The 14,404-nt window shown below is 70.8% G+C and carries 10 protein-coding genes; 5 read left to right on the plus strand and 5 right to left on the minus strand.

Features of this window, described 5'->3' with window-relative positions:
* Together ACT6XY_RS10055 and ACT6XY_RS10060 are read left to right on the plus strand one after the other, a co-directional pair.
* The coding region (locus tag ACT6XY_RS10055; protein ID WP_444748198.1) for an amidase at nucleotides 1-884 on the plus strand (884 nt) is incomplete at its 5' end.
* Nucleotides 885-891: 7 nt separating this feature from the next.
* Nucleotides 892-2,307, plus strand: coding sequence for an amidase family protein (locus tag ACT6XY_RS10060; RefSeq protein ID WP_444748199.1), 1,416 nt, complete (start codon nucleotides 892-894; stop codon nucleotides 2,305-2,307).
* 2 nt (nucleotides 2,308-2,309) lie between these two features.
* Here ACT6XY_RS10060 and ACT6XY_RS10065 read toward each other — a convergent pair whose 3' ends face one another.
* Nucleotides 2,310-3,554: an aminotransferase class III-fold pyridoxal phosphate-dependent enzyme gene (locus tag ACT6XY_RS10065; RefSeq protein ID WP_444748200.1), complete on the minus strand. Its 1,245-nt coding sequence runs from the start codon at nucleotides 3,552-3,554 to the stop codon at nucleotides 2,310-2,312.
* A 197-nt stretch (nucleotides 3,555-3,751) separates the two neighbouring features.
* Between ACT6XY_RS10065 and ACT6XY_RS10070 the strand changes: the two genes are divergently transcribed.
* Nucleotides 3,752-5,536 (plus strand): flavin-containing monooxygenase, encoded by a 1,785-nt coding sequence (locus tag ACT6XY_RS10070; RefSeq protein WP_444748201.1) that lies wholly within the window; start codon nucleotides 3,752-3,754, stop codon nucleotides 5,534-5,536.
* 25 nt (nucleotides 5,537-5,561) lie between these two features.
* On the opposite strand, the gene ACT6XY_RS10075 is transcribed toward ACT6XY_RS10070, so the two are convergent.
* A complete protein-coding gene (locus ACT6XY_RS10075) occupies nucleotides 5,562-6,455 on the minus strand; it encodes an NAD(P)-dependent oxidoreductase (RefSeq protein ID WP_444748202.1) in 894 nt (297 codons plus the stop codon).
* Nucleotides 6,456-6,498: 43 nt separating this feature from the next.
* Nucleotides 6,499-7,197 (minus strand): GntR family transcriptional regulator, encoded by a 699-nt coding sequence (locus tag ACT6XY_RS10080; RefSeq protein ID WP_444748203.1) that lies wholly within the window; start codon nucleotides 7,195-7,197, stop codon nucleotides 6,499-6,501.
* Between the two features lie 115 nt (nucleotides 7,198-7,312).
* On the opposite strand from ACT6XY_RS10080, the gene ACT6XY_RS10085 reads away from it, so the two are divergent.
* Entirely contained in the window at nucleotides 7,313-8,293 is a 981-nt protein-coding gene (locus tag ACT6XY_RS10085) for a Bug family tripartite tricarboxylate transporter substrate binding protein (protein WP_444748204.1), read from the plus strand.
* A 54-nt stretch (nucleotides 8,294-8,347) separates the two neighbouring features.
* Here the strand turns inward: ACT6XY_RS10085 and ACT6XY_RS10090 are convergent, their stop codons facing one another.
* Together ACT6XY_RS10090 and ACT6XY_RS10095 are read right to left on the minus strand one after the other, a co-directional pair.
* The gene (locus ACT6XY_RS10090; protein ID WP_444748205.1) at nucleotides 8,348-9,607 is read right to left on the minus strand and encodes a pilus assembly protein TadG-related protein; all 1,260 of its coding nucleotides are present in this window, start codon (nucleotides 9,605-9,607) and stop codon (nucleotides 8,348-8,350) included.
* Nucleotides 9,604-10,779 carry a hybrid sensor histidine kinase/response regulator gene (locus tag ACT6XY_RS10095; protein WP_444748206.1) on the minus strand — a complete coding sequence of 392 codons (1,176 nt, stop codon included), beginning with the start codon at nucleotides 10,777-10,779 and terminating at the stop codon, nucleotides 9,604-9,606. Before ACT6XY_RS10095 ends, ACT6XY_RS10090 begins: the two co-directional genes overlap by 4 nt.
* Nucleotides 10,780-10,890: 111 nt before the next feature.
* Here ACT6XY_RS10095 and ACT6XY_RS10100 point away from each other — a divergent pair, with 111 nt between their 5' ends.
* Nucleotides 10,891-14,397 (plus strand): EAL domain-containing protein, encoded by a 3,507-nt coding sequence (locus ACT6XY_RS10100; RefSeq protein WP_444748207.1) that lies wholly within the window; start codon nucleotides 10,891-10,893, stop codon nucleotides 14,395-14,397.
* Nucleotides 14,398-14,404 lie beyond the last annotated feature (7 nt).

A 14,404-nucleotide genomic window follows, 5' to 3' on the forward strand; every position in this document is an offset into this window, starting at 1 on the left:
GCCCTGCCGCCTGCTGCGGCGTCGTCGGCCTGAAGCCGACCCTTGGCGCGGTCCCGTACGACACGACCCGCGACGCCTTCGGCAACAACATCTATGCCGGCCCCCTCGCCCGCACCGTCACGGACGCAGCGGTGATGCATGCCGTGCTGACCGGAACGACGGCGAAGGACCCCTGGACGCAGGGCGGAACGGACCGGCGGCAGCTCTCGCCGGCCCTTGTCGGCGCGGATCTCTCCGCCATCCGGATCGGCTACATCGAGCGCTGCGCCAACCCGCGCGTCGCCGCCGACGTCGCTGCCAACACCCGGGCCGCGCTCGCCGCCTTTGCCGATCTCGGCGCCGAGGTGGAGGACGTCACCGACGCGGTCGACTGGATCGAGCTGGAGGGCCGCATCCTCTACCAGTCGAACTTCTCCGTCTTCTGCGCCCCTTTCCTGCCGAAGTGGCAGAACCAGATGGACCCGGTGACGCTCGCCTTCATGCAGCGCGGCGGCACCTTCTCCCTCGCGGACTTCCGCAATGCCCAGTTCGCCCGTACGCGCCTGTTCCGCCAGATCCAGGCGCTGTTCGAGCGCTACGACTTCCTCGTCATGCCGACGAACACCCGCAGCGCGCTGCCCGTCGGTTTCGACGCCGCCAACGACGAGGTGGAGGTCGACGGCGTGAAGTGCGGCATCACCCGCCAGGGCTGGACCTCCTACCAGTACCCCTTCAACCTGACCGGCCATCCCGCCGTCTCGGTGCCGTCCGGCTTCGCCGAAGACGGGCTGCCGACGGGGTTGCAGATCGTCGCGCGGTGGGGCGCCGACACCGACATGCTGCGGCTCGCCTCGCTCCTCGAACTGACGCGTCCCTGGGCCCAGCATCGCCCGCCCGCCCCATGAGGCAGCCATGATCGAAACCGACTGCTTCCTGACCATCGCGGAGCTCGGCGAGCGCTATGCCGCGGGCGCGACGACGCCGTCGGCCATCGCCGAACTGCATCTCCAGCGCCTCAGCCGCATCGATCCGGTCATCAATGCCATGCAGGTGGTCGATGCCGAGGGCGCGCTTGGCGCGGCAGAGGCGAGCGCCCTCCGCTGGCGCGAGGGCGCGCCGCTCGGGCCCCTCGACGGCATCACCGTCACGATCAAGGACAATGTCGACGTCGCCGGATTTCCGACACGCCACGGCTCGCTGACGACGCCAGACACGCCGGCAGCGAATGATTCACCCGTGGTGGCCCGGCTGCGCGAGGCCGGCGCGGTCATTCTCGGCAAGACGCGCCTCCCCGAGTTCGGTTGGAAAGGCCTGACTGACGGGCCGCTGCAGGACGGCCCCACCCGCAATCCGTGGAACACGGCGGTGTCGCCGGGCGGCTCCAGCGGCGGTGCGGCAGCCTGCGTCGCCGCCGGCATCGGCACCATCGCCTTCGGCAACGACGGTGGCGGCTCGATCCGCATTCCGGCCAATCTGTGCGGCCTCTACGGGATCAAGCCGACCTTCGGACGCGTTCCGCATCATCTGCAGGAGGGCATGTTCGCGACCCTCGTGTCCGGCGGGCCAATCGCGCGCACGGTCGCCGATGCCGTCACCACCCTCGGCGTGATGGCCCGGCCCGACGACCGCGACTGGTTCGCGCTGCCGCCCGTTCCGGACGACTGGCTCGCCGGCCTGACGCCGCGGCTCGAGGGCCTGCGCATCGCCTATGCCCCGGTCCTCGGCGGCATCGGCGCCGACGACGAGGTTCGGGCGATCGTCGATGGCGCCGTCGAGACGCTGCGGCGACAGGGCGCCACCATCACCGAGGTGCCCTCGCCCATCGGCGAGCTCAAGGGGCGCTTCGAGGCCTACTGGATCGGCGCCTTCGCGCGGCGCATGCGGCTGATCCCGCGCGAGCGCTGGGGCGAGCTCGACCCGACCTTCCGGGATGTCGCGGAGCGCGGCATGGCGGTGACGACCGACCAGCTCCTCGATGCCGAGGCCGCGCGCGCCGCCTTGGGGCGCGAGTTCGCGATGTTCCACCGCGACTGGGACCTTCTCCTGACGCCCACCATGCCGCATGTCGCCCCGCCGGTGGAGACGATCTACCATTGCCAGGCCTATGACCGCTGGCGCGACAGCGTGCCCTTCACGCTCCCCTTCAACCTGACGGGCCAGCCGGCCTCGACCGCGCCGTGTGGCCTCTCGGCCTCGGGCCTGCCGGTAGGGCTCCAGGTGGTCGGGCCGAAATACGCGGAGCGGCTCATCCTCGAGGCGGGACTCGCCATCGAGGCTGCACTCGGTTTCGCCCAGCCCCATCCCGTGCTGCTGAAGGCGCTCGGCTGATCTCAGCCGAGCCGCGCGACCGCGGCGAAACCTTCGTCTGCCGCCTCCAGCGCCCGGTCGATGTCCGCCTCGGTATGGGCGCAGGACAGGAACATGTTGTGCCGGGGGTGGAAATAGGCCCCGGCCCGCAGCGCCGCCGAACAGAAGGCGGATCCCCTGGCGAAACCCGCGTCCTCTGCGAACAGCACCAGCGGCATCTGCGGCGGCCCGCTCTGGCTGATCGGAACGCCGTGCCGGCCGGCGAGCCTGTCGAGCCCGTCGCGCAGGCGCTGGCCCATGCGGCCCATCAATGCGGGCCCGTCGATGCGGGCAAGTTCGGTCAGCGTGGCATGGGCCGCGGCCATGGGCACCGCCTCGCACCAGAACGAGCCGGTGGTGAAGATCTTCGTCGCCGCCTCGCGCCAGCGCTCGCCCCCCGTGATGGCGCCGAGCGGATAGCCGTTGGCGATGGCCTTGCTGAAGGCGGAGAGATCGGGCCGCACGCCGACCGTCTCCCACGAGCCGCCGAGGGCGAGGCGGAAGCCCGCGCGCACGTCGTCGAGGATCAGCGCCGCGTCGGCGTCGTCGCAGAGTTCGCGCATGCGCCGCGCGAAGGCGGCATCGGGCAGGTCCAGCGCCCGCCCCATGTCGTGCCGGAAGGCGGTGACGATGATCGCCGCGAGATCGCCGCCGGCCTGGTCCACTGCGGCCTCGAGGCTCGCGACGTCGTTGTAGTCGTAGTGGAGGATGTGGGCGCGATCCTCCGCCGTCACCCCCGCCAGGGACGGCGAGCACCACGGGACGGCGCCGTGATAGCTGCCGCGGGCGACGAGGAGCTTGCGCCGGCCGGTGCCCGCGCGCGCGATGGTGACGGCGGCCGTCGTCGCGTCGCCGCCGTTCTTCTCGAACATGCACCAGGCGGCGTGGGGGATCATCGCCACCATCAGCTCGGCGAGATCGACGAGGACCGGCGCCGGTCCGTTCAGCGTGTCGCCGAGCGCCGCCTGGCGCCGGGCCGCGGTCTCCACGGCGGGATGGTGGTGGCCGAGCACGATCGGCCCCCAGGAGCACATGAAGTCGACGAACTCCCGCCCGTCGACGTCGACGATGCGGCACCCCTCGCCCCGCTCGAAATACTGCGGGTAGCCGTCGGGAAGGCCGGCGGCGTTGAGGTGGCCCCATAGGCCACCGGGGATCACGCTGCGCGCCCGGCGGCGCAGGTCCGCATCGCGCGAATTGTCATGTGGGCGCGGTGTCGATGCGGACATGGCGGGTCCTTCCGGAAGCAGGCCGACGTTGGCCGAGCCTAGAGGAGATGGCGCGGCGCGACCATGGACCCCGTCGGGACGCCGGCCGGCGGGGCGCGCAGGGCAGGCCCGCCGCAACGCTGTCCCCCGACGGCCGCGATTGCGATGTGCGGGCCTCTGCCGCAGCATCGCCGCCCGTGCCGCGAAGGACCGTCGCCATGCCCAGTGAAGACCTGAAGGCCGAGGCCGCGGGCTGGCTCTCCACCCTCGAGCGCAGCCTCTCGGGGCCGGAGCCAAAGGGCGTCGCAGCGCTCTTCCGCGAGGATTGCCACTGGCGGGACTTCCTTGCCTTCACCTGGACGATCGTGACGCTCGACGGGCGGGACGAGATCGCCGCGATGGCGGCGGCCCGCGCGGCCGAGGCCGGCGCCCATGGCTTCGCCCTCGACGGCGAGCCGAAGCGGACGGCGGGCGGCCTCGAATTCTGGTTCACCCTGTCGACCGCAGCCGGCCGTGGCCGCGGTCATGCGCGCCTGCGCGAGGGTCGATGCTGGACCCTGCTGACGACGCTGCGGGAGCTGACCGGCCACGAGGAAAAGCGCGGCGATACGCGCCCCCTCGGCACCGTCCACGGCGCCGTCCGCGACCGCCGGACCTGGGCCGACGCGCGGGCCGAAGACGCCCGCCTCGGCCTCGACCGGCAGCCCTATGTGCTCATCGTCGGCGGCGGCCAGGGCGGCCTCGGCCTCGCGGCGCGGCTGAAGCAGATCGGCGTGCCCGCCCTCGTCGTCGATCGCCACGCGCGCCCGGGCGATGCCTGGCGCAGCCGCTACCGCTCGCTGTGCCTGCACGATCCGGTCTGGTTCGACCACATGCCCTACCTGCCCTTCCCGGACCACTGGCCCGTCTTCACGCCCAAGGACAAGATGGGCGACTGGCTGGAAGCCTACAGCACCATCATGGAGCTGGACCTGTGGAGCAGCACCGCCTGTCGCGGGGCGCGTTACGACGCGGCGCTCGGCCGTTGGACGGTGGAGGTCGACCGGGACGGCACGCCCGTCACGCTGCATCCGCAGCACCTCGTTCTGGCGACCGGCATGTCGGGCAAGCCGAACCTGCCCCGCGTGCCCGGGCAGGACCTGTTCCGCGGCGTGCAGCATCATTCGAGCGCCCATCCCGGCGGCGAAGCCTTCGCCGGCCAGCGCTGCGTCGTCATCGGCGCCAACAACTCCGCGCACGACATCGCCGCCGACCTCTGGGAGCATGGGGCCGACGTCACCATGGTCCAGCGCTCCCCAACCCTGGTGGTGCGGTCGGAGACGGTCCAGCGGCTCGGCTGGGCCCTCTATTCGGAGGCCGCGCTCAGGGCTGGCATCAGCGTCGACGACGCCGACCTCATCGTCGCCTCGACGCCCTTTGCGGTGCTGCCGCAGATGCTGAAGCCCGTCGTGCAGCGGATGAAGGAGGAGGATGCCGACTTCTACGAAAGCCTGCGCGCCGTTGGCTTCATGCTGACTTTCGGCGAGGACGAGACCGGGCTCGGCCTCATGTATCCGCGGCGGGGCTCCGGCTACTACATCGACGTCGGCGCGTCCGGCCTGATCGCCGGCCGCGAGATCGCCCTGCGCAGCGGCGTCGGCCTCGCCGGCCTGACGGAAGATTCGGTCGTCCTGGACGATGGCTCGACCCTGCCCGCCGACCTCGTCGTCTATGCCACCGGCTACGGCTCCATGACCACTTGGGCCGCCGAGCTCATTTCGCAGGAGGTCGCAGACAAGGTCGGGCCCTGCTGGGGCATGGGATCGGGAACGGCACGCGATCCCGGCCCCTGGATCGGCGAGTTGCGCAACATGTGGAAGCCCACGACCCAGGAGGGGCTATGGTTCCATGGCGGCAACCTTGCCCAGTCCCGCCACTACTCCCGCTACCTCGCGATCCAGCTGAAGGCACGCTTCGAGGGCATGCCCGTGACCGTCTTCGACCGGCCGGGTCTTTCCGCCTGAGAGGCCCTTGGGCGAGCGCCGGAGGTCACGTCCGGCCGGCGCCGCTCACCACATAGGTCGGCATTTCCATGCAGTCCCGGGCGCCCCAGCCGGCGGCGCTGGCCTCGTCGAAGACCTCCAGCGTGGCGGCGGCCACGGGCAGGTCGAAGCCGCGCGACTGCGCCTCGGCGATCATCGTGCGGAGGTCCTTGCGCATGCCGTCGCAGTCGAAGAGCCCGGACCCCAGCGACTTGCCGTCGAGCGCCTGCGCCACCGTCGCGCCGCGCGCGCGAAGGACGTTGGGAGCCCCCGACGTCTCCTGGAAGATCTCGATCATCTTGGCGCGGTCGATGGGCAGGTGCCTGCAGAGCGCGAAGGCCTCGCCCAGCGCCTGCCAGTAGATCGCCAGCGGCAGGTTGATCGCGAGCTTGAAGCTCGAGCCCGCCCCTACAGGCCCGACGTGGTCGAAACGGCGGCAGAGCGTCTCGAGCACCGGCCGCGCGCGGTCGATCGCAGCCGCGTCACCGCCGGCGAAACCGATCAACTGCCCCTTCAGCGCCGGCCCGACCGTCCCGCCGACGGGACACTCGACGAAATCGGCGCCCTTGCCCGCCACCGCGGCAGAGAGCTGCTCCTCCGTCTCCGGGCGCACGGTGCTCATCTCGACGAAGAGCTTGCCGGCGACCGCTGCCGTAAGGAGGCCCGCCGGACCCCGATAGACCTCGTCGATGGCCGCCGCATCGGTGAGAATGGTGATGACGACGTCGCAGGCGGCGGCCAGTTCGGACGGCGACGACGCGACCGTCGCGCCCATCGCCCGCAGCGTCTCCGCACGGGCCGCGGTGCGGTTCCACACCGTCACCGCATGTCCCGTCTCGACGAGGCGCTGCGCGATGGCGGCGCCCATCCGGCCGAGGCCTGCTACTCCGATGCTGGTCATGCGTTCTCTCCGGAATGCCGTTGCGGGGTGTGAAACGTCCGGGTCAGTTGCACAGACCGGAGACGAGAAGGATGGTCATGGTCGCCGTGAGATGCGCCCGCGTGGCCTCGACCGCATCGTCCGCCCGCCGGTCGAGCACGGCCTGCATGATGGCCCGGTGCTCCGCGTCGAGGTCGCGGATGGGGTTCTGCATGGGCACGGACAAGCGCCGGTAGCGCTCCGACTGGGCGAAGAGGAAGTCGCGGGTCTTCAGCAGCCAATGGTTGTCGCAGGCCGCGACCAACACGGCGTGGAACGTCGTATGGGCGTCGGCGTAGTCGTCGCTCAGGCGCTTGGCATCGTCCGGTGCGCGCTCGGGAACACGTGAGAGACGGTGATAGGCGGCGATGATTTCCGACTCCCAGGCCACGTCGCCGCGGGCGATGGCGAGGCGCAGGCAGCTCGCCTCGATCTCGATGCGGGCCTCGGTGATGGCCCTGAGATCGGCGGCCGCTATCGGCGGCACGCGGAAACCCTTCTGGGCCTCCATGGCGACGAGACCCTCGGCGGCGAGGCGCGAGAGGGCTTCGCGGATGACCCCGCTGCTGACCCCGGTTTCGGCGGCGATGTCCGCGATCTTCAGCTTGGCCCCGGGTGCCAGGCGGCACGACAGGAGATCGGCCCGCAGGCGATCATAGGCCCCTTCCGTCAGGCTGGCGGAGGGGCTGAGCGGGCGCAGGAGGGCGGCGGTGCGAGGCGACACGTGAAATCGATAGCACGCCAGAAAATTTGTTTCTTCTGGAAAATCGATTTTTGTGGTCTCCTGATGCGAGAGGCTCCGGGACAGGAGCCCATGTGAACGATCAGGGAGATGACAAATGCTCAATCGTCGCGGGCTTCTCGGCGCCGGCCTGTCGCTGGCCGCCATGACAGGGGCCGGCCAGGCCCAGACCGCCTACCCCAACCGCTCGGTGCGCATCATCGTCCCCTTCCCCGCCGGGGGTACGACCGACCTCCTGGCCCGGCTTCTCGCCGAACGGCTGCAGTCCTATTGGGGCCAGGCCTTCGTGGTGGAGAATGCCGGCGGTGCCGGCGGATCGCTCGGCGCCGACCGCGTCGCCAAGGCCGCAGCCGACGGGTACACCCTGCTCTTCCACAACCTGACCTTCTCGACCACCAGCGTCTCGCTGGAGCTCGCCGGCCGCGCAAACCACGACATGTTCCGCGATTTCCGTCCGGTCTCGCTCGCCGCCCACGTGCCGATGATCGTCCTCGGCAGCAAGGCGACCCCGGAGGGAACCCTCGCCGATTTCGTCGCGGCGGCGCGGAAATCCCCCGACAGCTCGCTCTACGGCTCCACCGGGCCGGGCAGCGTCATGAACTTCGCCATGGAGGTGTTCCGCCGGGACTCCGGCCTCAAGCTCGACCATGTGCCGTTCCGTGGCGCGGCCCCTCTCCTCCAGGAACTCGTCGCCGGGCGCCTCCACCTGGGCGGCGACCAGCTCTCCACCTCCCTCGAGTTCATCAGGTCGGGCGCCGTCCGCCCCCTGGCGACGCTGTCCTCGGAACGGCCGACGGCGCTGCCCAACGTGCCCACGGTCCGCGAACTCGGCTTCCCCAACATGGAGATGCAGGGCTGGAACGGCCTCTTCGCGCCCGCGGCGACGCCCGACGACATCGTCGCCAAGCTGACGGAGGGTGTCGCACGGGCCATGAAGGAGCCCGAACTGAGGGCCCGACTGACGGCGCTGGGGGCCGATCCCATCGGTTCCACCCCCGCCGAGTTCGCCGCCGTCCTCAAGCGCCAGGTCGACGGGGTGCGGCCGCTGATCGCGGAGCTCAAGCTCGTCGTCCAGTGACGCCGGGCGGGCCCGCTCCGAAGACAGTCCGGGGGTGGTTTCCCCGCCCGGGCGCTACTCCGAGAGTTGAACCTGCGTGCCGACCACGCCGATGGCGCTCGGAACCGGCACGTCGGTGGCCCCGTAGCGCGCGTTCATGACGAGGTTCGGGCCGGCGTCGAGTTCCATCCAGCGGGTGACGATGATGGTGTAGGCCGACTGGTCGGCGACCGGCTTGTTGGCGTCGACCCTCAGCCGCCCGTTGGGCAGGTAGATGGTGCCCAGCAGCATGCGCGCGTCGTCGCTGCTGATCAGGTGCCGCCGGCCGACGGGCGCCGAGCGGTCCTCGAAGAACAGCAGCGAGGCCAGGGCGCCGTCGCGCGGAGCGGACAGGCTGATGGTGCTGCGCGCCGTGAAGTTGATGACGCTCGCAGCCCCGGACAGGTAGAAGCCGACATAGGTCCCGCTCAGCGAAGCGCCCCCGTCGACCCGAAGCGGGCCGTCCTTGATGACGTATTCGCCCGGTGCCAGCCGCACGACGGCGCCTTGGGTGATCTTCAGACCGCCGCAATAGACCCCTGGCCGCAGCGTGGTCGTCGTGCCGGAGATGACCATGTTTGTCTGGTTGCAGCCACCGACGTGCGGCGGCGTGCGGGCGGCGAGCGGGTCGCGCAGCTGGGGGCAGTTGGTGATGGGATCGGGCGTGAAGTGGGCTTTCGCCCCCACCTTGCCCCCGGACGAGCAGATCACCTGCGCCGAGAGATTCGAGTAGTTGGCGCCGACCAGACCCTGTGTGTGGGCCGAGTTGGAATAGACCGCGCAGCCCGGAGCCGTCAGGTGGGCGCGGTTCTTCAGCCAGACGGAATGCGCCTGCGACGGCTCGAGGCCGATCAGGCAGATCGGCACGCCGGAGCCCACCTTGCCTACCGCGCGGACCTGCAGCTGTGCGGGGACAGGAATCACCGAAAGGCCGAAGACCGCGGCATAGGGCCTGCTGATCACCACCTCGACCGCCGTGCGGGCGGGGTCGATGGCGGGTTTGACGTCGGAACCGTCGGTGCCGAATTGCGAGACGATCTGGGTGCGCGCGAACCGCGCGGTGGTGTTGATGACCGCCGTCAGGTCGGCGTTCGCAAACCGCAACTCGCGTGCGCCGGCCAGCACCGCGGCATCGGCGGCGGCCTGGAGCTTGCCGCGTTCGCTGGCCATGGATGCGTATTCGGTGGCCGCACCGCCCGCGACGAGCAGCACCGGCATGCTCAGGGCGGCGATCGTGCCGACGCTCGCGTCGGCCCGGCGCCAGAACCCTGCGAGGCATCGTCTCAGCCGGCTCATGCCGCCGCCTCGGCGGCGCGGCGCAGCAGACGGCTCGCGGGAAGGCGGATGCTCACGAGGCCGCCGGCACCGCCACCGCTCTCGATGACCAGCGAGCCGCCGTGCAGCTCCGCCACCCGCTTGGCCAGCGGCAGCCCGAGGCCGAGGCCGCCGGCCTGCCGCGCCAGCCCGGCGCTCTGCTGGTGGAACGGCTCCAGGCAGGCGGCGACCTGCTCGTCCGTGAGTCCGGGGCCGCGGTCGCGCACGGCGATCACCAGCGATCCGTCCGCCGACGTCGCCACCGACACCGCCGCCAGCCCGCCGCCGTGCACGGCCGCGTTGCTCACGAGATGGAAGATCGCCCGCTCGAGCAGATCACGGTCGGCGATCACTTGCAGCCCCGCCTCGCAGTCACAGAGGCCGTGCAGCGGGCCATGTTTTTTCTCGACCTCGGCAACGGCGCGCCGGGTAATCGTGCCGAGCGCGTAGTCGTCCTCCCGCAGGTCCCGCTCCTGCGAGGACAGCGCGGCGTAGAGCATCAGGTCGCTGAACAGTCCCAGCAGCCCCTCCCCTGCGGTGCGGACGAACCGGGCATGCTCGACATAGCCGCTGGTCCCGACCGGCCCGATCGCCTGCGTCTCGATCATGTTGGAGAAGCCGATGATCGCGTTCAGCGGCGTGCGGAACTCGTGGCGCATCAGCGTCAGGATCTCGGACTTCATCCGGCTGACGTTGACCGCTTCATCGCGGGCATGCCGGGCCTCGCGCTCGTGGCGGGCGGCGCGCACCACGTAGCGGACGTGATGGCTGAGCTGCCGCCAGTTGACGGGTTTCACCGTGAAGGAATTGGCGCCGACGTCGAAGGCGCGGTCGATCGAGACGGCGTCCTCGCGGCCGGTGACCATGATGACCGGCAGGTCGCCCAGCCGCGCGTCGCTGCGGATGCGCGCCAGCAGTTCGTAGCCGTCGAGGCGCGGCATCTCGATGTCGATGAGAGCGATGTCGTAGGCGCCCGCGGCGAGCCGCGCCCACCCCTCCTCGCCGTCGGCCGCTGTGTCGATGGTGACATGCGGCGCCGAGAGATAGACGCAGGCGAACTCGCGCAGGATCGGATCGTCGTCGACGACGAGCACGCGCAGCGGCTCGTCGAGCACGAAACTCCAGCGTCCTGCGGCAGTGTGGGCCTCGCTCATGGCCGCACCTTCGACGCGGAAGATTAAAATCACGCTGACGGGTTGCAGTTAAGATCGCTTTCAGTCGGCGGCGTTAGCTTTCCCTTACCTAGGGCGGGGACAGACCGGCGAATGCAGGCACACCGATCGATCGGCCGGAAGCTCGGCCTGTTGGCGTTGCTGTCGGTCGCCGTCGCCGTGGTCATCGGCACGGCCTTCGCTCTGACCCAGGAAACCCGCCGCTACGTGGAGGCCAAGAGCGAGGCCTTCATCGCCACTGCCCAGGTCTTCGCCGCGGCCGTGGCGGACGCGGCCGCCGCAGGTGACGAGCAGGCGGCGCTGCGGGCGATGCGCGCCATCGCCTCGATGAACGGCATGCTGACGGCGCGCATCGAAACCGCCGGCGGCGCCGTGCTGGCCTCCATCGGCCTCGCCGCGCGCCTGGAACGGGACGCGCGCCTGACGCCCACCGAGCGCCCGAGTGCCTGGACCATCCTGGCGAGCGGCACCATCGAAACGACCGTGCCCATCCATCACAACGGCCGCGACATCGGCCAGTTCGTCATGGTTGCCGAGGCGAACGACCTGCTGCAGCGGCTGCTCGTCACGCTCGCGGTGACCCTGGCCGGCGCCGTCCTGGCCATTGCCGCCGGACTCGCCGTCGCGCGCAGGCTCGGAGGGTCGATCGTCCGGCCCATCACCGGGCTGACCACGGCGATGCAGGAGATCAGGGAACGCCACGACTTCTCCAGCAACGTCGCCGTCACCTCAGACGACGAGGTCGGCGCGATGGTCGAGGGCTTCAACGGGCTTCTCGCCGAGATCCGCGCCCGTGACGCGCGCCTCGCGGAGCACCTCAGGGACCTCGAGCGCCAGGTCGCCGACCGCACCGCGGACTTCCGCGCGGCGCGCGACGCCGCGGAGCGGGCCAACAGGGCCAAGAGCGACTTCCTCGCCGCGATGAGCCACGAGATCCGCACCCCGATGAACGGCATGATGGTCATGGCCGAGCTCGTTGCCGGGAGCGCGCTCGACGAACGGCCGAAGCGCCATGCGCAGACCATCGTCCGCTCGGGCCGCAATCTGCTCACCATCATCAACGACATCCTGGACCTCTCCAAGATCGAGGCCGGCCAGCTGACGCTCGAGGAGATTGCCTTCGATCCCGCCGAGATCATCGACCAGACGGTCGCCCTCTTCGCGGAGCGGGCGCGCGAGAAGGGCCTCGAGCTCTGCGCCTTCATCGACCCGGCCCTGTCAGGGACCATCACCGGCGACCCGGTGCGGGTGCAGCAGGTGGTGGCCAACCTCGTCAACAATGCGGTGAAATTCACCGAAAGCGGCTCGGTGCTGGTTGTGGCCGAGGCCGTCGAAGGGCCGGCACCCGCCCTGCGCATCAGCGTCGCAGATACCGGCATCGGCATTCCCGCCGATACGATCGGCACGCTCTTTACCGCCTTCTCCCAGGCCGACCAGTCGATCACCCGCCGCTTCGGCGGAACGGGGCTGGGCCTCGCCATCTGCCGGAAGATCGCCGACGCCATGGGCGCGACGGTGAGCGTCGAGAGCACGCCTGGCGCCGGCTCCACCTTCACCTTCACCCTGCCGACGGGCGCCCGTGGCCGCGGCGAGCTCTGGCCGCATGCGAAAGCTGCGCGGACCGCGATCGTCGGCATCGGCGGCCGCGACGGCGACGTCCTCGCGCTCTACCTCACGGCGGCGGGCTACCGGGTGGTGCGGGACATGCCGGACGCAACCGCCGACGTCGCGGCGGGCACGATCGTCTTCGCCACCATGGACAGGGTCTCGATCGACCGCCCCGGCGTCTCCCTCGTCCGCTGCGCGCCGCTTGCCGCGGGAGAAGACCAGCAGGGGGTGGCGCGGCTCGACCTTCCCGTCCAGCGCGGCGAGCTCCGCCGCCTCCTCGCCCGGCACCTCGCCGGCGAGGCGCTGGTCGAAGCCTCGGCGCCCGTCGTCGCCGAACAGCCGCGGCCGGACTTCGGCCATGTCCGCATCCTCGTCGCCGACGACAGTGCGGTGAACCGGGAGGTTGCACTGGCGGCCCTCGCCCATTTCGGAGCGACCGCCGACTGCGTCGAGGACGGGCTCCAGGCGATGAAGGCCGTTGCCGGCGGCACCTACGACCTCGTCTTCATGGACGGCAGCATGCCGGTGCTGGACGGCTTCGAGGCGAGCCGCCGCATCCGCGCCGAGGAGGCGGCGCGGGGCGTCGCGCGCATCCCCATCGTGGCGCTGACCGCCGACGTCATCGGGACGGCCGGCGAGGCCTGGCGGACCTGCGGCATGGACGACCTCCTCCTCAAGCCCTTCAGCCTCGACGACCTCGCCGCCATCCTGCGGCGTTGGGCCCCCGAGGGATCCGCGCCTGCCCTCAGCGCGGCAACGCCCCGCCCGCCCCTCCCCGAGCCTGGCGTGGCCCCCGCCGCCAGCGACGAGATCGACCTCCTCGCCCCAGCGAAGCTCACCGAGTTCGCCGAGATGGCGTCCCTCGGGCGGACGGATTTCGCGCAGCGCATCCTCGGGCTGTGGAAGACCCATGCCGGGCCCGCCCGTATCGCCGTCGACGAGGCCATGGCTGCGGGCGACCACCAAGCCTTGGGCCGCGCCGCCCACAGCCTGAAGTCCATGAGCCTCAATGCAGGCGCCGCCCGCGTGGCCGCGCTCGCCGGCAGGGTCGAGACCATCGCCCGTATTGAGGATCGTCTCCCCGAGGGTGACCTCATCACCGCGCTGGGAACGGCGGTGGATGCCACCGCGAAGGCCATCGACGCCCATCTGGCCGGCGCCCCGGCCGAAAGCGCCGTGCCAGTTGCCGCGATGACCCCGCCGCCGCCCGCGACAGGCGGGTCCGCGCCCGCCGACACGTTCGAAGGCGACCTCCTCAGGGCTATCGAAGCCGGCGAGATCCAGCCCTATTTCCAGCCCATCATGTCGCGCGGCGACACCCGCCTCGTCGGCGTCGAGGCCCTGGCACGCTGGGTGAAGCCGGACGGCACGACCATCGGGCCCGGTGAGTTCATCGCCCGGGCCGAAGCCTGTGGTCTGATCGTCCCGCTCGGCAGCCACATGCTGAAGCAGTCGATCCTCTGCGCGCGCGACTGGCCGGGCATCAACCTGTCGGTCAACGTCTCGCCCCTGCAACTGCAGGAGGAGGACTTCGAGGCGCTGGTCATGGGCACGCTGGCCGAGACCGGCTTCGCCGCAGCGGACCTCACGCTGGAGGTGACCGAGACGGCGCTGATCGGCAGCGAGGAGCGCGCCGCCGAGACGCTGAAGCGCCTCAGGGAGCGGGGCATTGGCGTCGCGCTCGACGATTTCGGCACCGGCTATTCCAGCCTCGCCTATCTGCGCCGCTTCCCCTTCTCGCGGATCAAGATCGACCGCTCCTTCATCGCCGAGGTGGACAGCGCCATGGACGCCGCGGCCATCGTCCACGCTGTGGTGGCGATCGGCCGCTCGCTCGGGCTCAAGGTCGTGGCGGAAGGCATCGAGACGGAAGCGCAGGAGCGGTTCGTGTCGGCGGCGGGCGTCCACATGCTGCAGGGCTATCGCTATGGGAGGCCCATGCCGGCACAGGACATCGCCTCGCTCGTAGCCACGCCCGCGAAAGCAGGCTGAGGCCGCC

Source organism: Phreatobacter sp. (assembly GCF_052440005.1).
In the GTDB taxonomy this organism is placed as follows: Bacteria; Pseudomonadota; Alphaproteobacteria; order Rhizobiales; family Phreatobacteraceae; genus Phreatobacter.

Excerpts from the sequence above, each read along its gene's own strand:
- ACT6XY_RS10090 (WP_444748205.1), bottom strand. The coding sequence starts at position 9,607 with ATGAGCCGGCTGAGACGATGCCTCGCAGGGTTCTGGCGCCGGGCCGAC.
- ACT6XY_RS10100 (WP_444748207.1), top strand. The coding sequence starts at position 10,891 with ATGCAGGCACACCGATCGATCGGCCGGAAGCTCGGCCTGTTGGCGTTG.
- ACT6XY_RS10070 (WP_444748201.1), top strand. The coding sequence starts at position 3,752 with ATGCCCAGTGAAGACCTGAAGGCCGAGGCCGCGGGCTGGCTCTCCACC.
- ACT6XY_RS10075 (WP_444748202.1), bottom strand. The coding sequence starts at position 6,455 with ATGACCAGCATCGGAGTAGCAGGCCTCGGCCGGATGGGCGCCGCCATC.
- ACT6XY_RS10085 (WP_444748204.1), top strand. The coding sequence starts at position 7,313 with ATGCTCAATCGTCGCGGGCTTCTCGGCGCCGGCCTGTCGCTGGCCGCC.
- ACT6XY_RS10060 (WP_444748199.1), top strand. The coding sequence starts at position 892 with ATGATCGAAACCGACTGCTTCCTGACCATCGCGGAGCTCGGCGAGCGC.
- ACT6XY_RS10065 (WP_444748200.1), bottom strand. The coding sequence starts at position 3,554 with ATGTCCGCATCGACACCGCGCCCACATGACAATTCGCGCGATGCGGAC.
- ACT6XY_RS10095 (WP_444748206.1), bottom strand. The coding sequence starts at position 10,779 with ATGAGCGAGGCCCACACTGCCGCAGGACGCTGGAGTTTCGTGCTCGAC.